Here is a 24,041-nt window from a genome sequence, read left to right as displayed (position 1 = left end):
TATTATTGTTGTACTATTAGTAGAAAATGTATATAGTGCGTTTTATATTAGTCAAAATTAAACTCCAAAAAAAGAGAAAACGTTATGAAAAGTATAGCTCACCATTGGATGCAACAAGGTAGAGAAGAAGAAAAAGCTATTATGGCAAAGAAAATACAAAAAGAAAAAGTGATTATGGCAAAGAAGATGCTAAAAGAAGGTATATCATTAGATTCTGTTATAAAAATTACCAAATTATCTAAAGAAGATTTAGAAAAATAAATATTATGAAAAGTATAGCTTACCACTGGATGCAACAAGGAAAAGCAGAAGCAAGAGAAGAAGAAAAAGCTACTATGGTAAAAAAAATGCTAGAAAAGAATAAACCTTTGGGTGGAATAATATATTTTACAGGTTTAACCAAAGAAGAAGTTGAGAAGTTAATGTAAGATATAAGAAAAAGATTTAAAAGCCAAAATGATACAAGTAATTATGACTAGATAAAAATATAATTGACTATTACATCTGACCATTATTATATAAAGATAATTTTACTTTTTGTGCGATATAAAATGTCTACTAAAATAGCAATCAGTTACTTTAAATCTCATTGTCTTGAAATAATAGATAAATTACAAACCGATAAAGAATCTATTATAATTACTAAAAGAGATAAAGCTGTAGCTCAAATATTACCTATGGATAATAAAAAAATCTCATTATTTGGTATGCTAAAAAATAAAGCTGAGATAAAGGGTAATATATTAGAACCAATAGAAGAAAAATGGAACGTGGAACATGAATAATACTTTAGTATTAGATACACATGTTCTACTGTGGTCATTATTACAACCTAAAGAATTATCAGATGATATAAAACATAAGATTAATCTAGCTCAAGAAAATTCACAATTATTTTTAAGTTCTATTTCTTTATGGGAAATAGCCATGCTTAGTTTTAAAAAGCGTATTAATATCTATGAACCTATAAAAGATTTTCTGAACTCTATAACAGATATTAATGGATTAGCTATTAAAGATATTTCTTCAGAGATTGCAGCAGAAAGCATTTCCCTTATGGATGATTTTCATGGCGATCCAGCCGATAGAATTATTGTAGCAACAGCAAAATGTCTTGGGGCTACATTACTTACTAGAGATCAAAAAATTCTTACTTGGGCTAAGTTAGGGCATATTAAATCAATATCTATTTAAACATTGTAATTAATAACAATTGATTATTTCCCTAATATCCAATAAAATCCTGTTTTAAAATCAAATATAAAATAATAATGCACAATACTGATGTTTTAATAATAGGTGCAGGACCTAGTGGGTTATTTGCCATTTTTCAAGCAGGAATGTTAGGAATGAAGTGCCATTTAATCGATGCACAAGAGGTTATAGGTGGTCAGTGTATTACACTTTATCCTGAAAAGCCTATTTACGATATACCAGCCTACCCTAAAATTGCCGCAGCAGAGCTAATAAAACAACTGGAATTACAAGCAGCTCCGTTTAATCCGGTTTATCACTTAAACCAACAAGCGGTAGAATTAAAAAAAGAAGGTGAATTTTTTGAAGTAAAAACCTCAAAAGATATTGTTATTAAAAGCAAAGTAATCATTATTGCAGCTGGATCTGGCTCATTTGGTCCTAATAAGCCTCCTCTTGCAAATATTGAAGAATTTGAGAATGAATCAGTTTTTTACTTTATTAATAACCGCAGTAAGTTTACAGGTAAAAATATAGTTATAGCAGGTGGCGGTGATTCTGCTGTTGATTGGGCTATTTCTCTTTCTGAAATTGCTAATAAAATATATCTAGTTCACAGACGTGATAAATTTAGAGCAGCAAATGAGAGTTTAAGACAATTAAAAGATATAGCAGAAAGTGGAAAAATTGAGTTAGTTACCGGCTATCAACTAGATTCATTAGATGGAAATAATAGCAAACTTCAAACTGTTATAGTTAGAGACTTACAAAATAACACACGAAAGCTAGATGCTAATATATTATTACCGTTTTTTGGTTTAAAGCAGGAGTTAGGTAATTTAGTAAATTGGGGACTTGATATAAAACTTCATCATATTGAAGTTGATCCTGTACATTACCAAACTAATATTTCAGGTATATATGCTATTGGTGACGTTGCTCATTATAGCGGTAAGCTTAAACTAATTCTTACCGGTTTTGCTGAAGCAGCAAGCAGCCTTCATCACGCTTATGGTAAAGTATTTGATGGCAAAGCTTTACATTTTGAGTACTCAACCACCAAATTCGGAGAAGCAAATAAGAGTGAATAACGTAATTGACGGTAAAGCTTTAGCAAGTGAAATATTAAATGAGTTAAAGCATGAAATTCAAAAACTTAAAGACAAAACAGGAGAATCACCAAAACTAGCAATAGTCTTAGTTGGTGACAATCCTGCAAGTATTATTTATGTCAAAAATAAAATAAAACATGCCAATAAAATAGGTATTGATACGCTGTTATTAAATCTTCCTATTACTATAAAAACAGAAGATTTAATAGCAAAAATCAGTGAATTAAATCTTGATCAAAATGTTTCAGGAATCATAGTTCAGCTTCCTTTACCCGACTCTATAGATAAAAATAAAATCTTATCTGCTATCTCGCCTTCTAAAGATGTTGATGGTTTTCATCCTTTAAATGTTGGTTATTTACATAGCGGGATTGATAACGGATTTGTACCCTGCACTGCTCTTGGCTGCCTTGAAGTAATTAAGAAACATGAACCAAATTTAAGCGGTAAAAATGCCGTAATTGTTGGCCGCTCAAATATCGTTGGCAAACCTTTGAGTGCATTACTCTTAAAAGAGGATTGCAGTGTAACTATTTGCCACTCTAAATCACAGAATTTAAGTTCTATTACCTCCAAAGCCGATATTGTTGTTGCAGCTATCGGCTCACCTCTAAAATTAACTTCTGAATATTTTAAGCCAAATGCGATAGTAATTGACGTAGGAATTAATAGAATCGGCGGTAATAAAATTATTGGCGACGTCGATTTTGAAAATGTTAAATCTAAAGTCAAATATATTACCCCTGTCCCGGGCGGCATCGGACCTATGACTATTGCTTTTTTGCTCAAAAACACAGTGCAAGCATTTAAGATATGTATCTAAGTACATTTTTTATTCTATGTTGTTCCCGTGGCGGCATTGTTGCGTGGATCGAAAAACGCCCTCGGTGTCATCTAGTTGCTTGTACCTGCGGCATCCAGAAAATAATAAAAAATACTAATTTTATTAGTATTTTTTAGCTGGATCCCGTGGACAAGCCTATAGTACCGGACAATTATTAAAAAAATGTTATATTTTATTCAGATGTAGGTGACTTTGTATGTCATTCCCACGAAAGTGCAGTAGTGTCCGGAGAAAATTGGAGTATTATTAAAACCGTCATTGCGAGCGGTCGTAGACCGCGTGGCAATGACGAAAAAACCCAATAATAACAACGTTTATTTTTTTCCGGACACTACTGTGCCTACGCAGGAATGACATAGAATAATAACTGTCCGATACTATAGAATAAATCACGGGATGACAGGAGGGAATGATCCACGCAGCAATGCATACAAGACTTAAGAATCGTCATTGCGAGAAGAAACTTTAAGTTTCGGCGAAGCAATCTCAGGGGGCTTAACGAGATTGCTTTCGCCCTCTTCTACAAATCTCCTCGTAATGACGACTAAGCTTTATCTCATTCTAATATCCCTCAATGGTAACACCTAAAACTTTTGAATCATTATCTATCTTAAAATGTTCTATTTCTTTTAGAAATTTTTCTTCCAAGGTTGCAATATTATATTTGGTAATTTCATTAGCTGGAAGAAATTTTAAATATTTATTTACTGTTTCTATAAGTTCAGTTATTTCATTTATATCTTTTACAAGAGCTTGCAGGTTATTATTTGCATTTCTTGCATCATCAGTTATTTCCTCCGTATTGGCTGTTTTTTTAGTGACAATATTATTAAGTTTATTAATGTTAGTTGATATACCCCCTAACATTGTTTTTATTGAAGAGCTCTCCTTATTACTTATTTCACAATTTAGCTTATTTATTAATTCTTCAAATGTTGCAATTTTTGCTGATAATACTTGTTTACCAATAACCTCTTGTGCTTTTAATTGCTCTTTTAATTGATTATGTTCTATCTTCTGCTGCTCTATCACTCTTTTGACTTTTATCTCCACACCAAAAATATCTTTTTTGGTAAAATTATTTAAGAGTGGTTTTATAAGATTTTCTATTTCTCTTTTATCTTCGCTGCAACTAATAGAATTAGCAGCATCCCATATATTATCCGCAGCTTCTTTTATTTGCTCCTGATCTATAGCTATTTTCTTAATTTTATCATTTAATTTATCTTTAAGTTTTTGAAAACTTATTTCACATAATAAATTACATATATCTTTAAATTTTTTATTTTCAGCTAAACTTAATGCCGTATCACCCCTATTATTAACTTGATTGATAGCTTCATATGTCATTTTAAAAGCAAGCCTTTCACAAACTGTATATAACCCCTTATTAGCAACCGACATTAAAATTGTGTAGCCATTATCACTAGCTTTGTTAAATTCTTTGGGGTCTATTTCGTTAATATATCTAAGTGCTTTTTCTTCATTTTGTTCTTTTATTGCGTTTATAAAATTTTCATATGGTCCGTACCATAATTCTATCATTGTTTGAACAAGTGTTTTAACCATAACTATTTCTTTATTAAAAATTGGTAATAATTAAGGTTATAAAAATAAGTTTGAAAATGCAACAGAAATTTAATTAATGATTTACATTAATTACTTAAGAAAGCAGTTTTATATATTGTTTTCATGTTTTTGATAATTAAACTTTAGATTGGCGATATTATAATTTATTTTATCTTATTGCGTAACCTTTTTGTGTTTTATTTGCAATAATATTAATATAAGATTTTCTACTTAGAATTTAAGCTTAAATAAAGTATTAAAAATTTATAGATTTTTTTATGAAATTTGTTATAAGGATTTAAAACAAACTAGCTTATACATATGCTAAGGATAGAAAAAGCTGAAGATGCAGAAGTATTTATGGGTGCAATTGTAGCACTTAAGCCTAAAAGCTTTTATTATGGCAAAAACAGAGACAATATATTTAATAATGAATTTGTATTTGGACTATTGGGTGATAGATTTTTTCCTCATATAATGGGTGGTAAATATCTATGTTTATACTTATTTCAAATGGGCAAAACTACAAATGAAAATATTTATTTAAATTCAGATAAGCTAGAATTAAATGAAGCAGGTTACCTAGATATGAGATTTGCTAATTTAAAAGAAATAAAAACCTTGAGGCATTTAGTAGATTTTAATTATATAATATTAAATAGCTTTAATAAAACTTATACTATTTACATGTTAAATAACATTTTAACCTATGACCCTGATATTAACTTATTAGATATAAACTATAATAAAGATACTCTCGATATAACCTTAGACTGGCATAATTATAAAGAAAAAGAAAATACTAAAATATTAGGTTTTGTGGACATTTCTAATTGATTCTCATTGCAACTATAAATTAACTTCTATATTATTCCATAATATATTGATTGTTTTAAGCTCTTAAATTATTTATATGCGGATTAATTATTTGATAAGAGTATTGCTATGTATAAACAAATTTTAAAAAACATCGAAAATAAGATAGAAAGTAATAATATGACTCTTAAAACTTTAGAGGGGTTAAAAAAATATTTGGATTTGAAAACGCTAAGCGTGAGGGACTTAGCAACGTTCTTTTAGAGCTTTATAGTATTCACACAGGATTATTACATAAAGCTGATAATAAGTATGAACAAGATTCAGAAGCCCAACTAAAATTATCTGTTATAAACACTTTGATAGGGGATATTAATAATTTCCTTGATAATCACCCTGAATAATAAACTGTTACAATGTTTTAAGTACTTAGGTTCTTATATCTTTAAAGTGTGATAGGATGGAAATTATAAAGTTATATTAGGAATATAACGCTTAAATATCAGATTTATCCGGAATACATTCATGATTTTTAAAGTAGTTCGAAAATTGCAGAAAAAAGGAATTTAGTAAACCTAGTATTCTTTAACTTTTCTTTAAATACCAAAAAGCTTGATTTTAAGCTATGTTTGACGTTTGATGTGTTATAAAAAAATACCAAGAACTGGAGAATGGTGGGTTTGAGAAGACTTGAACTTCCGACCTCACGCTTATCAGGCGTGTGCTCTAACCAGCTGAGCTACAAACCCATAGTTAATTAATATTTTTGGTGTTTTGCTGTTTATCTTTTTACCTATTACTTATTAGGTTTTTCTCACAATTGTCACCAAATAGGGCTGAATTAACTATAGAATGCGAAGTTAGGATAAGAAATTATTTTAACTTCGGTAAAACGGTTAAATAATATGGTGAGCTCGCCGGGATTCGAACCCGGGACCCTTTGATTAAAAGTCAAATGCTCTACCAACTGAGCTACGAGCTCTTAAATATATTTATATACTCGCTTTATTTGAAAAATTGGCGACAATGTTCTATAAGTACTGCGGTACGAAACTATATTAAGTATACGCTTCGTTCCTCGTCTTATGAACTCCTTGCTCTTTTCCAAATAAAACTTCGTCTATATTACTTTTTAAATTTATACGTTAAAGTTTTATACTTAGTATAATAAATAATATTTAAAATTATGTTTTACTTTATCGCTGAAAAAGGCTAATCTGTCAACAATTATTTTCGGATTTAATTTAAATAAGGTAAATTCATGAAGCATCAAGACGTTGCTATAATCATCCCTTCCCGTCTTAGCTCAACTAGACTTACACGTAAACCTCTACAGCTAATCGGCACATCTACTCTAATCGAACGTGTATTTAAACAAGTAAATCAAACTAATCTTGAACATATTTATGTTGCGACTGATTCACAGGAGATAGCAAGCGTAATTGAAAAGCTCGGAGGGAAAGTTATATTTACCGATAGTAATATTCCAACTGGTACTGATCGTACTTATGAAGCTTTTAAGTTAATTCCAAATAATCAAAATATTAATTATATAGTTAATGTGCAAGGTGATATGCCTTTCATTGAACCGGAATCAATTTTAAAAGTAATAGAAGATTTAAAAAATAGCAAATATGATATTGTAACTCCTGTAGTAAAAGTAGAGAAAGATTCAGTAGAAGCTGCAAGTAATGTTACTGTAGCTATTGACTCTCAGGGAAAAGCCATATATTTTTCACGTAGTCTTATTCCAAATGGCGCGGAAGAATTTTTATATCACGTGGGGATGTACGGATTTCGTAAAAGTGCTTTGGAAAAATTTGTGGCTCTTGAACCAACATTTTTAGAGAAAACAGAACGCTTAGAGCAATTACGACTTCTTGAAAATGGCATGACAATCGGCACATGTTTAGTTAATAATGTCCCTATTTCGGTTGATACACCTGAAGATTTAAGTAAAGCAGTAAAATTTTATGAAAAGAATCAATTAGTTTAAAGAATGGTGCGTTTTATCTTTATTACAGGCGGAGTAGTTTCATCTTTAGGTAAAGGTCTAACTGCCGCCTCTCTTGCAATGCTTTTGCAAGCAAAAGGTTTTAAAGTTTGTTTACGGAAACTAGATCCTTATTTAAATGTCGACCCTGGAACAATGAATCCTCATCAACATGGTGAAGTATATGTTACCGATGACGGGGCTGAAACTGATCTTGATCTTGGGCATTATGAGCGTTTTACAGGGGTGCCTGCTTGTAAGTTTGATAATATCACAACAGGTGCTGTATACTCAAAACTACTTAAGGAGGAAAGATTAGGAAATTATACCGGTCTTACTGTACAGGTTATTCCACATGTTACAAATATAATAAAAGATTTTATACTTTCTAATACCAAAGGTTTTGATTTTGTACTTTGCGAAATAGGCGGTACAGTAGGTGATATTGAAGGGTTGCCTTTTTTTGAAGCTATAAGACAAATCGGAAATGAATTAAAAAGCAAACAATGTTTATTTATTCATCTAACTTTATTACCATATGTTAAAACTGCTCGTGAGCTAAAAACTAAACCTACTCAACATTCTGTAAAAGAACTCCGCACTATCGGTATTTCGCCGAATATTTTAGTGTGCCGAGCAGAACGCAAAATTGCTAAAAGCGAAATAGAAAAAATAGCTCTATTTTGTAATATAGACTCTGAGTATGTTATTCCGGCAATAGATCAGAAAAATATATATTTAGTACCTCTTGCTTACCATGATTATGGGCTTGACAATAAAGTATTAAAATTTTTTAATCTTACTATTGCACCTTCTAAATTAAATAGATGGCATGAGATAATTGAAAGATTAAAAGAATCTCATTCAAAAGTACGAATCGCTATTATAGCTAAATATCATAAATTAAAAGATGCTTATAAATCAGTAATCGAAGCTCTTGACCATGCTGGCATATATCATAAATATAAAGTTAATTTAGTATGGATAAATGCAGAAAATGTAACCAATGAAAATATTTCTAAAAAATTATTAGGTGTTGACGGAATATTAGTTCCAGGTGGATTTGGTGAGCGAGCAACAGAAGGAAAGATCTTAGCAGTAAATTATGCTCGAACTAATAATATACCTTTTTTTGGCATATGTCTTGGGATGCAGCTTGCTGCTATTGAAATAGCTTGTAATTTAGTAGGTCTTAAAGATGCTGTAACGGAAGAGTTTAAAACAGCTGGTACAAAAATTATTGAAAGAATAAGCAAAAATGATGAGGATTTTAATCCATCAGATATCACAATAGAAAATGTAAAAAAGACTATGCGTCTTGGTTCTTATACATGTAATTTAGTATCGGATAGTATTACTGCTAATGCATATGGAGAACTTAAAATAAGTGAACGACATCGTCATAGATACAAATTCAACAATGATTTTCAAGATATTTTTGAAAAAAATGGCGTAAAGTTTAGCGGATTTTCAGAAGATAAAAAGATTGTGGAAGCAATTGAATTACCAAAATTATTATGGTTTGTGGGAGTACAATTTCATCCGGAGTTTAAATCAAAACCTTTTGAAGCTCATCCTTTATTTATTGGATTTGTTGAAGCAGCGATTAAATATAACAATATACTATGACCTTATTTAAAAATCTTGACATAATTTTTATTATAGTCTAGGTTGCATTAGAGTTCTTTAACACTCTATAAAATAAGCTCATAGGTAAATTAATGAACGCCGTGAATTCTAACTTCACCTTTTGGAATAGAGCAAGAAATAGTAAATTTAGGCATATAGTTTGGCCGATTAGATCATATGAATTAACCAAATTCATACCTATGGCTTTATTAATGTTTTTTATTTTACTTAATCAGAACTTAGTTCGCAGTATTAAGGATAGTTTTGTTGTTACTTTAATTAGTACGGAGGTACTTAGTTTTATCAAGCTTTGGGGTGAAATGCCAATGGGTGTTTTATTCGTTATTCTCTATTTTAAACTCTGTAATATAATGACCACGGAACAGGTTTTTAGAATAATTACCGGTACTTTTTTGCTTTTTTTCGCTATTTTCGGTTTTGTTCTATTTCCATATAGAGAATTTTTTCATCCTGATCCTGAATTAGTCAAACATTACATAACATTACTTCCACATTTAAAATGGTTTATAATAATTTGGGGACAATGGAGCTTAGTATTATTTTATATAATGGGCGAGTTATGGCCTGTAATAGTTTTTACTCTCTTATATTGGCAGCTAGCAAATAAAATTACTAAGGTCGAAGAAGCACCTAGGTTTTACTCATTTTTTACTTTATTTGGACAAACCAATCTACTAATTTCCGGAACAATAATTATCTATTTTGCTAAAAGCGAACATTTCCTATTGCCATTATTTTCTCATTTAAGCGACACCAATGAAATTCTTTTAAAATCATTTGTTAGCGTTATTTTAGTCTCAGGATTAATTTGTTTAGCTCTGCATAAATTTATCGATAAAAAAATTGTAGAAGCCGATAAAAACATCAAATTTAAAAATCAAAGAACAGATATATTAAAATTAAGCTTAATTGAAAGTACAAAAATAATATTAACTTCTAAATATCTTGGTTTTATTTGTATTCTTTTAATCTCTTATTCGATGAGCATTAGCTTAATTGAAGGATTATGGATGTCCAAAGTAAAACAACTATATCCTGATACAAAAGATTTTATTTCATATCACGGTAAGGTATTTTTTTGGACAGGGGTACTTACTTTAGTTAGTGCATTTTTAGGAAGCAGTTTAATTAGATTATGCGGTTGGTTCTGGGGAGCAATTATTACACCTATTATGATGTTTGGAGCGGGCGTGATGTTTTTCTCCTTTACAGTGTTCGAAAATCACTTAAAAAATATTATAGATACGCTGGGTTATAGCTCACCGCTTATTGTAATAGTTTTTATTGGCGGTTTGTGGCATGTGCTTGCTAAATCAGTAAAATACTCACTTTTTGACGCTACTAAAGAAATGGTGTATATTCCGCTAGATAGCGAAATGAAAACCAAAGGTAAAGCTGCCGTTGATGTTATGGGAACTAAGATCGGTAAATCGATAGGTGCTATTATTCAATTCGTATCCTTTAGCATCTTCCCAAATGCTGTGCATAATGATATAGCAGGCTTATTAATGTTCAGTTTTATTATAGTATGTTTAATATGGCTATATGGCGTAAAAGTCTTAGCAGAATATTATAACAAGCTAGTAAAACGTTAAAAACATTTTCATTCTGTTGCATGGATTAAAAAGCACCATCAGTGTCATCCCGTGGCGGCATTACCTGCGTGGATCATTCTCCCCCCTGTCATCCCGTGAATAAATCACGGGATCCAGTTAAAAATACTAATAAAATTAGTATTCTTTTTATTTTCTGGATCTAGTTCCCAAGCAACTAGATGAATACCTTAGGGCGTTTTTCGATCCACGCAACAATACTTTCCCGCGGAAGCGGGAATCCAGGAAAAAAAGTCTAAATACAGCAATTTTTTAGAATATAAAAGCTCGATTTATGCTGGATTCCCGCCGTTGCTACAGTAGTGTCCGGAGAAAATTGGAGTATTATTAAAACCGTCATTGCGAGCGGTCGTAGACCGCGTGGCAATCCAGAAAAATAGTAAAAAATAACTAATTTTAGCATTTTTTTACTTCCTTGCTTCGTCGAATTACTTTGTAATTCTTCTCGCAATGACGAAAAAACCTAATAATAACAACGTTTATTTTTTTCCGGACACTACTGCACCTCCGCAGGAATGACATAGAATAAAAACTGTCCAATACTATTATAATACATACATGCAAAAAACATATTATAAATAATACGATGTCAAATTTTCATAAAGAAGGTTCTATAGTTTTTTGGAAATGGTACGGAAAAAAGCTCAAGGGTACAGTTCAAAAAGTTTATTATGATCCTATAATTAAAAAGATTAAGGATAAAGAAATTAAACGTAACGCTAGTGAGCAAAATCCAGCTTATTATATTAAAGGAGATAATGACAAACACGTCTTAAAATTACATTCTGAACTAATTAATATATAAATTTCATAATTATGAACAAAAAAATATCAAATCTTAATATGATTGATAATAAATAAATTAAAAATCATCGTAAACTGCCTAAACTTGCTTTAGCTGTCATTCTTAGCTTTTATTCATGCTATTATTAAACTTAATTCTTATTGACTTATATTATGGATGTTGGTACAGCATGTTTCAAAAAGGTCTAGACAAGATGAATTTAAAGGTGAGCCTGCACAGCGTAGATAAACTACGTGAGCACAGGCAAATCCTACAAAATTCGCTTGTATCGACCTTTATGGAATGTGCTGTACTTATAAAATAATTTTCTCAATAACTACAAAAGCTACACAAATGGGGTAATCATCAGAGAGGGAAAGATGGATATTAAAAGGAGGAAGTTTTTGAGTATAAACTGAATCTATCTTTACTATTGGCTTGCCTAATTCATCATTAAGCACCGTGACATCTTTAAAATTAATACCACGCCCTATACCAACACCGAAAGCTTTACTAATTGCTTCTTTAGCAGCAAAACGCTTTGCCAAAAAAGTAGCATGACTTTCTTTCTTTAGCAAAGCAAATTTTTTTAATTCTTCGGTATTTAAAATTCTTTTAGGAAAAATTTCTGGATATAATTTTATTATCTTTTCAATTCTAGGAATCTGTACTATATCCGTACCAACACCTATAATCATTTATTTATCTTCAAAGTCTTCACCGGTTTCTTCAGTAAAAATTTGATCGTCTAAATCAGAATAATCTTCTCCAATATAAACTTCTGGTAAATATTCAAATTTTTCTTCTAAATCTTCTGATTCGTCTTGTTTAACAATAGGCTCTATTCTACTTCTTGTACGTAGGCTATTAATAAAATCTTGTTCTAACTGAGCTACTGATACTTTTCCAGAAGCAATTCTGCGTAATGCGATAACCGGAGGTTTATCACGCTTTTCTTTCTTGCTTTGATTAGTTTCTACTTTATAGTTTAATAACTTAGCATATCTAGTTGCATAAATAACTAGCTGAAACCTATCAGTTATAACTTTACTACAATCTTCTGTTGTAATTCTTGCCATTATTCTCTCCGTTAAAATAATAAATTTTTTATGTTATTAAGTTCTTGTGTCATTTAGTTGCTTGTACCTGCGGCATCCAGTAATAAAAATACAATTTTTCAAGCCATGCAACAACCTAAGCATAAGTCACGGCATTACATTAACCTATAACAATAAATAATTTGTATTATACTCTTTTTATATCCGCACCGCAATTATTTAATTTCTTCTCTAAATTTTGAAATCCGCGATCTAAATGATATATACGGTGCAATACTGTTTCACTATCAGTACTTAGACCTGCTAGTATCAGCGATACCGAAGCTCTAAGGTCACTTGCCATAACTTCCGCACCTTTTAAGCTTTTAACGCCTTGTACTATTGCTTGATTACCCCGTACTGTTATATCCGCACCCATTCTACATAATTCAGGTACGTGCATAAAACGATTTTCAAAAATATTTTCAGTAATTATTGAAGAACCTTGGCTAATAGTCATAAGACTCATAAATTGTGCTTGTAAATCTGTAGCAAAGCCTGGATATGGATTAGTTTCTAAATTTACGGCATTTAACTTATCTGCATAAGTTACCTGCACTCCATTATCTATAGGCATAACTTTTATACCTGTTTCAATGAGTTTTAAAGCAATATTTTCTATGATATGATAATCAATGCCGTAAAGTTTTAAATCACCTTTAGTAATAGCTGCGGCAAACATATAAGTCCCTGCCTCTATACGATCAGGTAGAACTCTGTAACTTGCTTCACTTAAAGAATCTTTGCCGTTTATTCTTATTTTGCTTGTACCAATTCCGGAAATATCTGCACCCATCTTATTAAGACAGTTACATAAATCCACTATTTCAGGCTCTCTAGCACAGTTAAATAGCAATGTTTCACCATCTGCTAGAACAGCTGCAAGTACGGCATTGATAGTAGCTCCAACCGAAATTTTATCAAAAATGAAATGAGTACCTTTTAAACGCCCTGCCGTTGAAGCGTTAATATAACCATCTTCAATTGTAATTTCAGCTCCCATAGCCTTTAAAACTGCAATATGCAGATCTACTTGTCTAGCTCCAATGGCACAACCACCAGGTAGAGATACTTTTGCTTTACCATAACGGCTAAGCAGAGGACCAAGCACCCAAATAGATGCTCTCATCTTACGAACTATCTCGTAATCTGCCGTTAAGTTGTTGATATTTGCAGCATTAATTACTAATTCGAACTCATTTTCATGTTCTATTATTTCAATGCCTGCTCCATGACTTTTTAGTAATTCTTTCATAGTACTAACATCCGTTAATTTTGGAACATTAGTAATATGTAGTTTATCAGTCAGTATAGAAGCTGCCATAATAGGAAGCACAGCGTTTTTAGCACCGCTAATATTGATAATACCTTTGAGAGGTTTACCGCCGTGAATAATTAATTTTTGCATAAATATTTATAATGTCATTCCCGCGGAGGCAGGAGTCCAGTCAATTATATTGTCATCCCGTGACTTGATCACGGGATCTTGTGCCATAGAATGTGTCCTGAGATACTGCGGTCAAGCCGCGGTATGACAGACTTTTTTCTGGATTCCCGCCTCCGCGGGAATGACATAGTAAACCGCAAGAAAAATATACATATTCTTAACATGAAGAGTAAGTAGACGAAGTTTTATTTGGAAAAGAGCAAGGCGTCTTGAAGCTGATAACCGCAGCGTATACTTAATACGTGAGGATTATCAGCAAAAGACAACGTAGCCAACTTTTCAAATAAAACGAGTATACTATACGTCCAGGTTTACAACGTTCAATGCATTCGATTGTATGAACTGCCTACGAGGTTCGACTACATCACCCATTAGCGTGGAGAATATACCTTCAGCTTCATCGATTTCTGCAACTCTTACTTGCAATAAAGTTCTTATTTCAGGGTTAAGGGTAGTATCCCATAACTGATCTGAATTCATCTCACCGAGTCCTTTAAAGCGTTGAACGCTGATGCCTTTTTTTCCGCAATCTATAATAGTATTTAGCAATATGCTAGGAGTTAAAATATCAAATTCTTGGTTTTTTACTACTAGCTTTAATTGCTTATTAAATATATCAAAAATTGTTAGAGCAAGTTTTGATATATTTATAAATTCGAATGATTCTAACTGCTCTCTTAGCAAAATTTTACGCTCTTTTAAGCCTCTACTAAAACGGAAAAATTCTATTTTATTTTCATGTTTTAAAACTTCCCAATCTGTTTTATCGGGTGATTGCTCTAAACTATTTAATGCATTTAAAGCTTTTTTAAGTCTTGAATCACTTTCATCATTAAATATTTTATTGTTAAGTAGATCATTAATTGCCAAAATTTCAGTGATAGAGCGGTTAAATTTTTTGCTAGCATGATCAAGTAAGCTATTGAACTTTATGACTTTACTCATTAGTTCTTCTAGATTTTCGTTTGCCAGCTGCTCTTTATTATCTAAAGTTAAAGTAGCATCGCTAATTGCTGATTTTACTAAATAATCTTGCAGTGCTTGCTCATTTTTTAAGTAAAGCTCACTTGCTCCTTTCTTTACCTTATAAAGAGGTGGCTGTGCTATGTATAAATATCCCTTATTTATTAGCTCTGGCATATGGCGGTAAAAGAACGTAAGTAATAAAGTTCTAATATGTGACCCGTCAACGTCAGCATCAGTCATAATAATAACTTTATGATATCTTAGTTTTTCAAGAGAGAATTCTCGGTTATCAACACCTGTTCCAAGAGCTGTAATTAATGTACCAATTTGATCCGAGCCAAGCATTTTATCAAACCTTGCACGTTCAACGTTTAGGATTTTACCACGCAGAGGCAATATAGCTTGAATTTTGCTATCCCTACCCTGCTTTGCTGTACCACCCGCTGAGTCTCCCTCTACTATAAATAATTCAGAAACTGCCGGATCTTTGGCATGACAATCTGCAAGCTTACCTGGCAAGTTCGATACTTCTAATACTGATTTTCTTCTAGTTAATTCTCTTGCTTTTCTAGCAGCTTCACGAGCATTAGCTGCCTCCATAATTTTGTTTATAATGAGCTTTGCGTCGGCTGGATGTTCTTCAAACCACTCAAGAACTTTCGTATAAACAGCATTTTCAACAATCGGTCTTACTTCAGAACTTACCAGCTTATCTTTAGTTTGGGAGGAAAATTTAGGATCAGGCACTTTAACAGAAAGTACGCAGCATAACCCTTCCCTAGTATCTTCTCCACTAAAAGCATTTTTCGCTTTTTTATTAAGACCGGTATTTTCAAGATAAGCGGTAATAACACGTGTTATCCCTGATTTAAATGCACTAAGGTGAGTTCCGCCATCACGTTGTCTAATATTATTGGTAAAACACAATATATTCTCATGATAAGAATCATTCCAATGCATAGCAAGCTCAAGGCTTATACCAGATTCAGTATTATCTGCATTAACTACGATACATGAATGAACAGCGTGTTTTGCACGATCTAAATATTTTACGTAAGCTTCAATTCCGCCTGTATAATAAAATTCTACTTCTTTTACCTCTTCAAATCTATTATCTGTTAGTAAAATCTTTACTCCAGAATTTAGGAAAGCAAGCTCACGAAGACGATGTTCTATTATATTGAAATCGAATTCTATATTAGTAAAGGTTTCTACTGATGGGAAGAAAGTAACTTCTGTACCTTTTTTGTCTACATTTTCTTTAATAACTGCAAGCGGTGCTTCTGTTATCCCGTTATTAAATCTAATAAGATGCTCTGTATTATTACGCCAAATACGTAGCTCAAGCCAATCAGAAAGAGCATTTACGACCGACACACCAACACCGTGCAAACCACCAGAAACCTTATAAGAATTCTGATCAAACTTACCACCGGCATGTAGCTGCGTCATAATTACTTCAGCTGCCGATATACCTTCTTCCTCATGAATCTCAACAGGTATACCTCGCCCATTATCAGATACGGTTACCGAGCCGTTTTTATTTAAAACGACTCTTACTAAATCACAATAACCGGCTAATGCTTCATCGATAGCATTATCGACTACCTCATAAATCATATGATGTAAACCAGATCCGTCACCGACATCACCGATATACATTCCTGGTCTTTTTCTTACAGCTTCAAGACCCTTTAAAACCTTAATAGAATCAGCACCATATGATGATTCATTCAACTTTTCTTCAAATTCCGACATATTATATTATTAAGATAAATAAAAAGCTAGTAGACGAAGTTTTATTTGGAAAAGAGCAAGGCGGCTTGAAGCTGATAACCGCAGCGTATACTTAATACGTGAGGATTATCAGCAAAAGACAACGTAGCCAATTTTTCAAATAAAACGAGTATACTTTTATTTGTTGCTAGAGACAATAAAAATAACTATAACGGAACTTATCAGATTAGTAAATGTAAATATGATGAGATAACAATGGATAAATTAAAGTTAAAAAATATTTTTGATGTGATGGATGATTATGACGTATTTTTGTTTGATCTTTGGGGCGTAATAGTCGAAGGCGGTCACACCTACCCTAATGTTGTGCAGAATATTAATAAAATTATTGAGCAGAAAAAAGTATATTTTGTTACTAATGCTCCACGAAATATTTTCTCTCTACATCAGACACTCAAATCTTGGGGATTAAATGCTAAGCCAGAAATGATTATTAGCTCTGGTGAAGTAGCTGTACAGATGATTTTAGAGAGTAAAGAGCGTTTTGGTATTGAAAAGCCGATAATATATCATTTAGGTCATCTAGAAAATGATATCATAAACGGCATACAGTGCCCTATCACTGATGATATTCAAAAAGCTAATATTCTCCTAATGACAATTTATAGAGATGAAAGTAAAAATTTAGATTTAAACGAATTTGATGAGCTATTTAAAATTGTCGTAGAACGCAAGATAGTCAATATTTGTGCTAATCCTGACCTTGGGATAAATCAACACGGAATTTATAGATATTGTAGCGGTTATTATGCTCAGAAAATAATACAGCTAGGCGGTAAAGTAATCTATAGCGGTAAACCTTACGAAGAGATATATAGCAAAGTTTTACAAGAATGTCCTAGTGTAACTAAGAATCGTATATTAATGATAGGCGATACTTTTTATACTGATATACTTGCAGCTAATTGGCTTGGCATAGATTCAGGTTTAGTTTTAACAGGTAATTCTAGAGATTATCACCTCGAGTTTGATAATATTGATGATAAGCTATCTAATTTAAGAAAAGCAGCTGAAAAACAATCGGTTATGCCAAGTTTTGTAGTAAGTTTGTCTTGATGACGTCATTGCGAGCGAGCAAAGCGAGTGCGGCAATCTCGTAAAATAGTATGATACTCCTGAGATTGCCAAGTCGATTCTGCGAATCTCCTCGCAATGACGGTCATAACAAATACTATTGATGTTATACTAATAATCTGTTATATAAGAAGCTTTAAGCGGTCGTGGCGAAATTGGTAGACGCGCAGCATTGAGGGTGCTGTTCTGTAAAAAGATTGGAAGTTCAAGTCTTCTCGACCGCACCATATCATTGACTTTTAAATTTACTTTAACTTCTCAATTTCTTCTTTTTTTAAATCAGTGTATTTTATAATTTTTGCTATAGGTTCTTTATCTATTAGCATCTTTTTAGCTATAGTAAATTTTTCTTTTTTTAATTTAGCTTCTAACTTTATTTTACTTTTGGCTCTTTCTTTTTCAATACCTTGTTGCTCCCAGTGATGTGCTAAACTTCCCATAATATTTGCTCCTAATTTAGGATTTAAATGTGATTTAAGTATTTTTTCTAATTCTATTTTATCATCTTCTTTTATTTTAGTCAAAGTATACGATATAGCTGATTTTATATGATCGACTCCACTATTAGAGTCAGCAAACACCGATAAAGTATCGGCTAGTTGTTTCCATCTTGGTAATAAATCAGGCTCATTTATATATTTCATTAGAATTTGTAAAGGAGCAAGCCAAGATCTTTCTTTTAATTGTTCATCAGGAATATCAAACAAGTTGATTAGTTGATAATCGTTGCTCCAAGTTTCTTTTACCAACTCGCTATTTTCAAATAAATCCCACAAATTTAAAGGAGCAGTATATTTTTTATGATCATTTGAATATACTAACGGATATATAAAAGGAAACTTTTTAGAATCGGGATGCGAATTTAAGTGTCTTTCAGCAATATTTAACATATATTTAAACAGGCGAAAAGCCATAAGAGGGTCGGAACTACTTTGGTGTTCACACAAAATGTATATATAACCATCTCTATTATTAATTTTAGCAGAATATAAAACATCTGTAATAGTTTCTTTTAAGCTTGGCTCTATAAAACTATCATTTTTCAATTTCAAAGTAGAGGGTAAGAATAAAACTTTTATTTCAGTTGGTAAATATTCCTCAAAGAATTCTTTAGCTATTAATGGATTTGCTAAAGCTTGCTGAAAAAACTTATCATGCTCTTTTCTATCTGACATAATTTTATTATTGTAACTAATAAGGGAGCATTATACAAGCTTTTCTATTATAAGTATATATCTAATAAATTTAAAGAGTAGATAAACGAGGTTCTATTATTGAGCATAGTTAAAAAACTATTGCTTATTTTTGTTCTGTAATTTATATTGATTAACAAATCGTACACCATTCTACGTCAAACCTAGCTAACCAGTAAATAATTATAATTAAATAAGTCTGCAAGCCAGACTATTATAGTCAATTCAGTTGAATTTTGTGACAGGCGTGAGGGTAGAGCTTATAATAATAGGCAAGACGACGAACAACCTGCTACATGCGTTCAAATCAATTGACTATAGGTAAGGGATTATGCCTAATTTCAGTATGTTCAAAAGCATATTACCTGATCATCATGATCAATTTGCTGAAATTTTTGATCAAATTAATGATTTATTAGAAGATCATAATTATAATGCTGCGGCTAGTAGGCTTGCAGAACTTCATTATGCTGATTTAGCTGATTTCTTAGATAATTTAAGTCCTAAAATCTACAAAATAATCATTCCACTACTACAAGACAAAATCAAACCTGAAACTTTAGTTTCACTAAATGCTTACAGCAAACCTTTAATAATAGAAACTCTTGGCATAAAAAAATCAGCAGAATTAATTGATAAGCTAGATATAGAAGATGCTATTGAAGTTGTAATTGACTTAGATGATGATATTAAAGATTTAATATTAAGCAATCTTTCTAAAGAAAAAAAACATCAAATCACTATTGGGTGTACATATCCAGAAAATACAGTAGGAAGGGTAATAGAGCGAGACTTTGTTAATCTTCAAGAAAATTGGACTGTTAAAGAGTCGTTAAATTTTATAAAAACTGTCAAAAATGACTTCCACGCTGCTATTGTTACAGACAATAAACTGCGTCCTATCGGTATCATCTCGCTTAGTACTTTAATTAAGCATGAAAAAAATGAATTGGTGAAAAATTTAATGAGTAAAGATTTTAAACTGGCTGATAGTTTCACCGATTTAAATGAACTTAGTTTCATTTTTAAACAATATGCTTTAACTATAGTACCAGTAGTCAATAAAAATGGTAAATTAATTGGTAGCGTATCTATTGACAATATAATCTATATTATTGAAGAACAAGCCGAAAAGGATATATTATCGCTAAGCGGTGTGCATACACAAGATACTTTCTTTAACTTCTTTTACACTGTAAAACATCGTTTTCCATGGTTATTTGTTAATCTGATTACCGCTTGCATGACTTCGCTTATTATTAATCATTTTAATGATACTATTGCAAAGCTTGTAACACTTGCAGCTACTATGCCTATTGTAGCCTCTATGGGCGGCAATGCAGGTACGCAAGTTATGACAGTTACGGTTAGAGCACTTGCCAATAAAGATATTCATTATAGTAACGTAAGTAAAATAATCTTGAAAGAAATAGCCGTATCGGGTTTTAACGGCTTTGTGCTAGCAATCATCGGTGCAGGACTTAGCTTTGTGATGCTGATGGACCTTAATCTTAGCGTAATTTTTGCTATTGCTGTAATCTTAAACTTTCTGGTAGCAGGGTTATTTGGCTCTGCTATTCCGATATTACTGCACTATTTCGATATTGACCCAGCTGCTGGCTCTGGCGTCTTTCTGACTACCCTAACCGATGCTTTAGGTTTTCTCACCTTTTTAAGTCTTGCTCACGTCTTTCTGGTATAGCATAAATAAAAAGCTCTAGATTTTAGGCAGGGGAGGATTTGCTTTTGTTTTAGATTTAGTTTGTTTAATTTTCGACGGCAATACTGGATTTTTTAATTTCTTCAATTCTTTAAAATTTTCCTTTAATTCTTTTAGGTTTTTCTGCTTATCTTTATCAACTGAAGATATTACTGCACCTGATTTATGTAGCTGCTTTGAAAGCTGCTCTAACTGCTTTCTTACTTCTGGTTTCATAGTAAAGTAACAAATTTTACTACCTATTACTTCTTTTATATTTTTAAGGTTTTCTTTTGAAATCTTATAATATTTTATACCGCAATAATTAACTATTTTTGACCATACAGATCTTTTTTGATAAAGCTCTTGATGGATTATATCTACTAACTTTTTTTTGTTAGAAGTTAGTAATTCAATTGAAAATTCTTCTAAAAATCTAGATATACGTCTCTTAATTTTCTCTCGTTGTTGACCTTCAATAGCTATTTTTTTATTTTGCTCTAACTTTCCTATTGATGTTTCAATTATTGAAGATATTTCAGCTTCTTTTTCTTCATTTTTTTTATTCTCGTATTTTTCTTGAGTATTAGAATGCTTTTCTATATATGCTGCTAATTTTTTCTCTACCAAATTTTGAACATATTTGCCGTTAGGGTTTCGTATGTCACTTTCTGCGATCAGTTTATCCATATCAGATAACTTCTCATATTCTTTTATTTCTCGAAAAAGAGGAGCATATAGCAGAAAATTAATACTTTGAGCAATCCTACTATCTATTGAGTCTTTGGAATCCCTTTGGGGATAAAATTTTTGTTTGAGAACGAAATAATGGTTTAATATTTCTTGAGGTATATTTTTGATATTAAGAGGCTGTAGTTCTAACTTGGAGTTAAGTTCGGCTTTCATACCATGACGTTTTGCCTCTAATAATAATAATTCTCCCCAAATTTTATTATCAGTAGTACGACAAACAAAATTCGGGTCATTAACCGGCATTAGCTCGCTTGCATGTTCCATTACTGCCCTATTTAATTTATGTAACTGATTATTTTTAAGATTTGTATTTATAATAGATATAAAAGCTTCTCTCTGCTTTTGCTTACTTGCAGTACTAAAGGCTTGCTGTATTTTTTCTAAAACTTTTAAATCAAAATTCTCATTTTCTAATTCTTCAATAACTAAATCTGCTAGATTTTTATTTGTAATAGAATTTTGATTCTTCTTTGATTCTTTTAACATATATGGTAATAACTTAATGACACAATTATATTAAATATGTAATAAACTAATTACCATGAATTTTTACTGACTATATCACTAAAATTTTAGGATAGTAGCTCGTAGGTCATAATTCTGTTTCAATAGTTCCTAAAACTTTTACTGTAATTATTTCATCATCTAATTTACTATACATTACTGATTCTAAAATATCTGAAGATGCTAAATTACTAATATAAATACTATCTATATCATTTAATACTTTATTAACTACTATTACTCTAGTATCTTTATTGTCTGGATATCCTAATTCTAATGAATTATCTAATTTGCGTTTAAATATAGGCAACTTAAATACTTTATTTAGATCATGCTCATTAATATATTTACTTATAAATAAACACATTGTACTTTCTGCTAAGCTCTGTTTAACATAATGATTTTCTAACTCATCTTTACTTTCATCTTTTAAATTTTTTTGATATAAATTATATATTTTTTTCTGAGTTTCATCATCTTTAAACTTTTTCAAATAAAAATTATTAACTAATAGTTTATAAAGCTGCAATATTGAATTAGGAAAATTAATTGTTAGATCTCCTTCTTCATTAAATTCAGCGGTAAAATTATTTCTTATTGCCTCTAAATAAAGTAAGTTACGTAATATAGAATCATCTGATTTGCGTAGAAAAAAACTTAGATCTTCAGAAACAGATAAACCCACAGCATGCTCCATTATTTTTTCGTTAAGACTATGTAACCTTTCATCAGATATTTTACTTTCTAAATTCAATAGAAATAATTGTTTTATATGTTTCGGTAAATTTGATAGTTTTTGTAGTTCTTGTAAATCTTCTAACGTAATTTTCTTGCTTTTACTATTATAAATTATATGTTCTGCAATATAATTTATATCATACTCATTATCATCACTCTCAACTGTTATACAAAAAAATTTAGTAAATTTCATTTATCCTCCTTGAATATCAAAAAAGCGTATTATGCATAGTTAGTAAATATTAGCAAGAATTTTATACAATAATTAAAATATTTTAATTTTTACTGAGGGGATGATGTAACAATGCTTTTTTAAGATGGTTGGTTTGAAGATGAGTGTAAATTTGAGTAGTAGAGATATCAGCATGACCTAATAGCTCTTGAATAACACGTAAATCCGCTCCGCCCTCAAGCAAATGGCTTGCAAAGCTATGACGCAATACGTGCGGGGAAATATGCTCAGGATTAAGCCCAGCGTAAAGAGCAGCCGATTTTAAGAGGATAGCAAAATTTTGCCTAGTCATGTAACCGGCAGCAGATGAAGAAGGGAATAAGTAAATAAGATTTTTTGGTTTTGTTTTATTTACAAAGTTATCTCTAACTGCTAAATATTTAACAAGACTATTAATAGCCGGCTCATTTATTACTATAATTCTTTCTTTATTACCTTTACCAAGTACGGAAAATATTTTTTTTACCTCTCTTGACACTTTATTACTTAAAATATCGCTGAGTTTAAGGCTAACAAGCTCTGAGACTCTAAGACCGCTAGCATACAGCAAGTGGATCATTGCATTAAGCCGGATACCTTCAGGTGAAGTATCTTGCGAGCAATATTCAAGCAATGATTTAATATCATCTATAGATAATATTTCAGGAAGTTTATTTTGATATTTTGGTAAATCTATATTTAGTAAAGGATTTAAGTTAGTATGGTTTTCACTAATTAAAAATTCATAATAACTTTTTATAGTTGATATTTTTCGGTTAATAGAACGAGCTTGCAAACCATTTTCTGCTAGATACTCAACCCAATTTCTAATATTGTCAGTAGTAATATTTAATTCTGATAATTTTTGCTTGGCAAGATAATTATGAAAATCTAATAAATCACGCTTATAACTAAGTATGGAATTTTTTGATAATGCTCGCTCAGCGAGTAACATTTCTAGGAATTGTGAAATAAATTCCATAAAAT

General features: G+C 31.3%; 22 protein-coding genes and 3 tRNA genes. 14 read left to right on the top strand and 11 right to left on the bottom strand.

The features are described 5' to 3' along the window. Positions 1 to 84: 84 nt before the first annotated feature. From AAHF54_RS03415 to folD, 6 genes are all read left to right on the top strand, one after another. Positions 85 to 261, top strand: a complete 177-nt coding sequence (locus AAHF54_RS03415; protein ID WP_341789158.1) for a transposase — start codon at positions 85 to 87, stop codon at positions 259 to 261. Between the two features lie 5 nt (positions 262 to 266). Further along, positions 267 to 428: a hypothetical protein gene (locus AAHF54_RS03410; RefSeq protein ID WP_341789157.1), complete on the top strand. Its 162-nt coding sequence runs from the start codon at positions 267 to 269 to the stop codon at positions 426 to 428. Between the two features lie 123 nt (positions 429 to 551). Next, complete coding sequence (locus AAHF54_RS03405) at positions 552 to 785, top strand: type II toxin-antitoxin system Phd/YefM family antitoxin (RefSeq protein WP_341789156.1); 234 nt, start codon at positions 552 to 554, stop codon at positions 783 to 785. Continuing rightward, positions 778 to 1,194, top strand: a complete 417-nt coding sequence (locus AAHF54_RS03400; RefSeq protein WP_341789155.1) for a type II toxin-antitoxin system VapC family toxin — start codon at positions 778 to 780, stop codon at positions 1,192 to 1,194. Before AAHF54_RS03405 ends, AAHF54_RS03400 begins: the two co-directional genes overlap by 8 nt. Before the next feature lie 77 nt (positions 1,195 to 1,271). Further along, a complete protein-coding gene (locus AAHF54_RS03395; protein WP_341789154.1) occupies positions 1,272 to 2,285 on the top strand; it encodes an NAD(P)/FAD-dependent oxidoreductase in 1,014 nt (337 codons plus the stop codon). Then, positions 2,278 to 3,129 carry a bifunctional methylenetetrahydrofolate dehydrogenase/methenyltetrahydrofolate cyclohydrolase FolD gene (folD, locus tag AAHF54_RS03390; protein WP_342170215.1) on the top strand — a complete coding sequence of 284 codons (852 nt, stop codon included), beginning with the start codon at positions 2,278 to 2,280 and terminating at the stop codon, positions 3,127 to 3,129. Before AAHF54_RS03395 ends, folD begins: the two co-directional genes overlap by 8 nt. 582 nt (positions 3,130 to 3,711) lie before the next feature. On the opposite strand, the gene AAHF54_RS03385 is transcribed toward folD, so the two are convergent. Then, positions 3,712 to 4,719: a hypothetical protein gene (locus AAHF54_RS03385; RefSeq protein WP_341789152.1), complete on the bottom strand. Its 1,008-nt coding sequence runs from the start codon at positions 4,717 to 4,719 to the stop codon at positions 3,712 to 3,714. A gap of 321 nt (positions 4,720 to 5,040) precedes the next feature. On the opposite strand from AAHF54_RS03385, the gene AAHF54_RS03380 reads away from it, so the two are divergent. After that, positions 5,041 to 5,556: a hypothetical protein gene (locus tag AAHF54_RS03380; protein ID WP_341789151.1), complete on the top strand. Its 516-nt coding sequence runs from the start codon at positions 5,041 to 5,043 to the stop codon at positions 5,554 to 5,556. Positions 5,557 to 6,207: 651 nt separating this feature from the next. Here AAHF54_RS03380 and AAHF54_RS03375 read toward each other — a convergent pair. Then, positions 6,208 to 6,284 (bottom strand) — tRNA-Ile (locus AAHF54_RS03375). A gap of 157 nt (positions 6,285 to 6,441) precedes the next feature. Beyond that, a tRNA-Lys gene (locus tag AAHF54_RS03370) sits at positions 6,442 to 6,517 on the bottom strand. 279 nt (positions 6,518 to 6,796) lie between these two features. Here AAHF54_RS03370 and AAHF54_RS03365 point away from each other — a divergent pair. The 4 genes from AAHF54_RS03365 to AAHF54_RS03350 all read left to right on the top strand — a co-directional run bounded on the left by AAHF54_RS03365 (position 6,797) and on the right by AAHF54_RS03350 (position 11,596). Further along, complete coding sequence (locus AAHF54_RS03365; RefSeq protein ID WP_341789150.1) at positions 6,797 to 7,531, top strand: 3-deoxy-manno-octulosonate cytidylyltransferase; 735 nt, start codon at positions 6,797 to 6,799, stop codon at positions 7,529 to 7,531. 3 nt (positions 7,532 to 7,534) lie between these two features. Continuing rightward, complete coding sequence (locus AAHF54_RS03360) at positions 7,535 to 9,157, top strand: CTP synthase (RefSeq protein WP_342170214.1); 1,623 nt, start codon at positions 7,535 to 7,537, stop codon at positions 9,155 to 9,157. 92 nt (positions 9,158 to 9,249) lie between these two features. Next, positions 9,250 to 10,773 carry a nucleotide exchange transporter Tlc2 gene (tlc2, locus tag AAHF54_RS03355; protein WP_341789148.1) on the top strand — a complete coding sequence of 508 codons (1,524 nt, stop codon included), beginning with the start codon at positions 9,250 to 9,252 and terminating at the stop codon, positions 10,771 to 10,773. 604 nt (positions 10,774 to 11,377) lie between these two features. Next, positions 11,378 to 11,596, top strand: a complete 219-nt coding sequence (locus AAHF54_RS03350; RefSeq protein WP_341789147.1) for a DUF2945 domain-containing protein — start codon at positions 11,378 to 11,380, stop codon at positions 11,594 to 11,596. Between the two features lie 293 nt (positions 11,597 to 11,889). Here the strand turns inward: AAHF54_RS03350 and acpS are convergent, their stop codons facing one another. The 4 genes from acpS to gyrB all read right to left on the bottom strand — a co-directional run bounded on the left by acpS (position 11,890) and on the right by gyrB (position 16,843). Then, a complete protein-coding gene (gene acpS / locus AAHF54_RS03345) occupies positions 11,890 to 12,273 on the bottom strand; it encodes a holo-ACP synthase (RefSeq protein ID WP_341794255.1) in 384 nt (127 codons plus the stop codon). Further along, positions 12,274 to 12,654 carry a DNA-directed RNA polymerase subunit omega gene (rpoZ, locus tag AAHF54_RS03340; RefSeq protein WP_342170213.1) on the bottom strand — a complete coding sequence of 127 codons (381 nt, stop codon included), beginning with the start codon at positions 12,652 to 12,654 and terminating at the stop codon, positions 12,274 to 12,276. 166 nt (positions 12,655 to 12,820) lie between these two features. Then, on the bottom strand, positions 12,821 to 14,080 hold the full coding sequence (gene murA / locus AAHF54_RS03335) for a UDP-N-acetylglucosamine 1-carboxyvinyltransferase (RefSeq protein WP_341789144.1): 1,260 nt from the start codon (positions 14,078 to 14,080) through the stop codon (positions 12,821 to 12,823). A gap of 336 nt (positions 14,081 to 14,416) precedes the next feature. Continuing rightward, a complete protein-coding gene (gene gyrB, locus AAHF54_RS03330) occupies positions 14,417 to 16,843 on the bottom strand; it encodes a DNA topoisomerase (ATP-hydrolyzing) subunit B (RefSeq protein WP_342170212.1) in 2,427 nt (808 codons plus the stop codon). Between the two features lie 234 nt (positions 16,844 to 17,077). Here gyrB and AAHF54_RS03325 point away from each other — a divergent pair, with 234 nt between their 5' ends. Beyond that, complete coding sequence (locus AAHF54_RS03325; RefSeq protein ID WP_342170211.1) at positions 17,078 to 17,938, top strand: TIGR01459 family HAD-type hydrolase; 861 nt, start codon at positions 17,078 to 17,080, stop codon at positions 17,936 to 17,938. 158 nt (positions 17,939 to 18,096) lie between these two features. After that, positions 18,097 to 18,183 (top strand) — tRNA-Leu (locus AAHF54_RS03320). An 18-nt stretch (positions 18,184 to 18,201) separates the two neighbouring features. On the opposite strand, the gene AAHF54_RS03315 is transcribed toward AAHF54_RS03320, so the two are convergent. Beyond that, positions 18,202 to 19,131 (bottom strand): Rpn family recombination-promoting nuclease/putative transposase, encoded by a 930-nt coding sequence (locus AAHF54_RS03315; protein WP_341789141.1) that lies wholly within the window; start codon positions 19,129 to 19,131, stop codon positions 18,202 to 18,204. A gap of 349 nt (positions 19,132 to 19,480) precedes the next feature. Between AAHF54_RS03315 and mgtE the strand changes: the two genes are divergently transcribed. Beyond that, positions 19,481 to 20,851 carry a magnesium transporter gene (gene mgtE / locus AAHF54_RS03310; protein ID WP_341789140.1) on the top strand — a complete coding sequence of 457 codons (1,371 nt, stop codon included), beginning with the start codon at positions 19,481 to 19,483 and terminating at the stop codon, positions 20,849 to 20,851. Positions 20,852 to 20,866: 15 nt separating this feature from the next. On the opposite strand, the gene AAHF54_RS03305 is transcribed toward mgtE, so the two are convergent. The 3 genes from AAHF54_RS03305 to xerD form a co-directional block, all read right to left on the bottom strand. Beyond that, complete coding sequence (locus AAHF54_RS03305) at positions 20,867 to 22,087, bottom strand: DUF5410 family protein (RefSeq protein ID WP_342170210.1); 1,221 nt, start codon at positions 22,085 to 22,087, stop codon at positions 20,867 to 20,869. Between the two features lie 106 nt (positions 22,088 to 22,193). Next, a complete protein-coding gene (locus AAHF54_RS03300; protein ID WP_341789138.1) occupies positions 22,194 to 23,036 on the bottom strand; it encodes a DUF5410 family protein in 843 nt (280 codons plus the stop codon). Positions 23,037 to 23,118: 82 nt separating this feature from the next. Next, on the bottom strand, positions 23,119 to 24,036 hold the full coding sequence (gene xerD / locus AAHF54_RS03295) for a site-specific tyrosine recombinase XerD (protein ID WP_341789137.1): 918 nt from the start codon (positions 24,034 to 24,036) through the stop codon (positions 23,119 to 23,121). Positions 24,037 to 24,041: the final 5 nt, after the last annotated feature.

The organism is Rickettsia endosymbiont of Seladonia tumulorum, from assembly GCF_964030815.1.
Classification (GTDB): domain Bacteria; phylum Pseudomonadota; class Alphaproteobacteria; order Rickettsiales; family Rickettsiaceae; genus Rickettsia.
Note: the sequence above shows the minus strand (reverse complement) of the source record. Positions and strands in the feature narration are given on the sequence as shown.

Coding starts and splice junctions, on each gene's coding strand:
- AAHF54_RS03415 (WP_341789158.1), top strand. CDS start 85: ATGAAAAGTATAGCTCACCATTGGATGCAACAAGGTAGAGAAGAAGAA.
- AAHF54_RS03410 (WP_341789157.1), top strand. CDS start 267: ATGAAAAGTATAGCTTACCACTGGATGCAACAAGGAAAAGCAGAAGCA.
- AAHF54_RS03405 (WP_341789156.1), top strand. CDS start 552: ATGTCTACTAAAATAGCAATCAGTTACTTTAAATCTCATTGTCTTGAA.
- AAHF54_RS03400 (WP_341789155.1), top strand. CDS start 778: ATGAATAATACTTTAGTATTAGATACACATGTTCTACTGTGGTCATTA.
- AAHF54_RS03395 (WP_341789154.1), top strand. CDS start 1,272: ATGCACAATACTGATGTTTTAATAATAGGTGCAGGACCTAGTGGGTTA.
- AAHF54_RS03385 (WP_341789152.1), bottom strand. CDS start 4,719: ATGGTTAAAACACTTGTTCAAACAATGATAGAATTATGGTACGGACCA.
- AAHF54_RS03380 (WP_341789151.1), top strand. CDS start 5,041: ATGCTAAGGATAGAAAAAGCTGAAGATGCAGAAGTATTTATGGGTGCA.
- AAHF54_RS03365 (WP_341789150.1), top strand. CDS start 6,797: ATGAAGCATCAAGACGTTGCTATAATCATCCCTTCCCGTCTTAGCTCA.
- AAHF54_RS03360 (WP_342170214.1), top strand. CDS start 7,535: ATGGTGCGTTTTATCTTTATTACAGGCGGAGTAGTTTCATCTTTAGGT.
- tlc2 (WP_341789148.1), top strand. CDS start 9,250: ATGAACGCCGTGAATTCTAACTTCACCTTTTGGAATAGAGCAAGAAAT.
- AAHF54_RS03350 (WP_341789147.1), top strand. CDS start 11,378: ATGTCAAATTTTCATAAAGAAGGTTCTATAGTTTTTTGGAAATGGTAC.
- acpS (WP_341794255.1), bottom strand. CDS start 12,273: ATGATTATAGGTGTTGGTACGGATATAGTACAGATTCCTAGAATTGAA.
- rpoZ (WP_342170213.1), bottom strand. CDS start 12,654: ATGGCAAGAATTACAACAGAAGATTGTAGTAAAGTTATAACTGATAGG.
- murA (WP_341789144.1), bottom strand. CDS start 14,080: ATGCAAAAATTAATTATTCACGGCGGTAAACCTCTCAAAGGTATTATC.
- gyrB (WP_342170212.1), bottom strand. CDS start 16,843: ATGTCGGAATTTGAAGAAAAGTTGAATGAATCATCATATGGTGCTGAT.
- AAHF54_RS03325 (WP_342170211.1), top strand. CDS start 17,078: ATGGATAAATTAAAGTTAAAAAATATTTTTGATGTGATGGATGATTAT.
- AAHF54_RS03315 (WP_341789141.1), bottom strand. CDS start 19,131: ATGTCAGATAGAAAAGAGCATGATAAGTTTTTTCAGCAAGCTTTAGCA.
- mgtE (WP_341789140.1), top strand. CDS start 19,481: ATGCCTAATTTCAGTATGTTCAAAAGCATATTACCTGATCATCATGAT.
- AAHF54_RS03305 (WP_342170210.1), bottom strand. CDS start 22,087: ATGTTAAAAGAATCAAAGAAGAATCAAAATTCTATTACAAATAAAAAT.
- AAHF54_RS03300 (WP_341789138.1), bottom strand. CDS start 23,036: ATGAAATTTACTAAATTTTTTTGTATAACAGTTGAGAGTGATGATAAT.
- xerD (WP_341789137.1), bottom strand. CDS start 24,036: ATGGAATTTATTTCACAATTCCTAGAAATGTTACTCGCTGAGCGAGCA.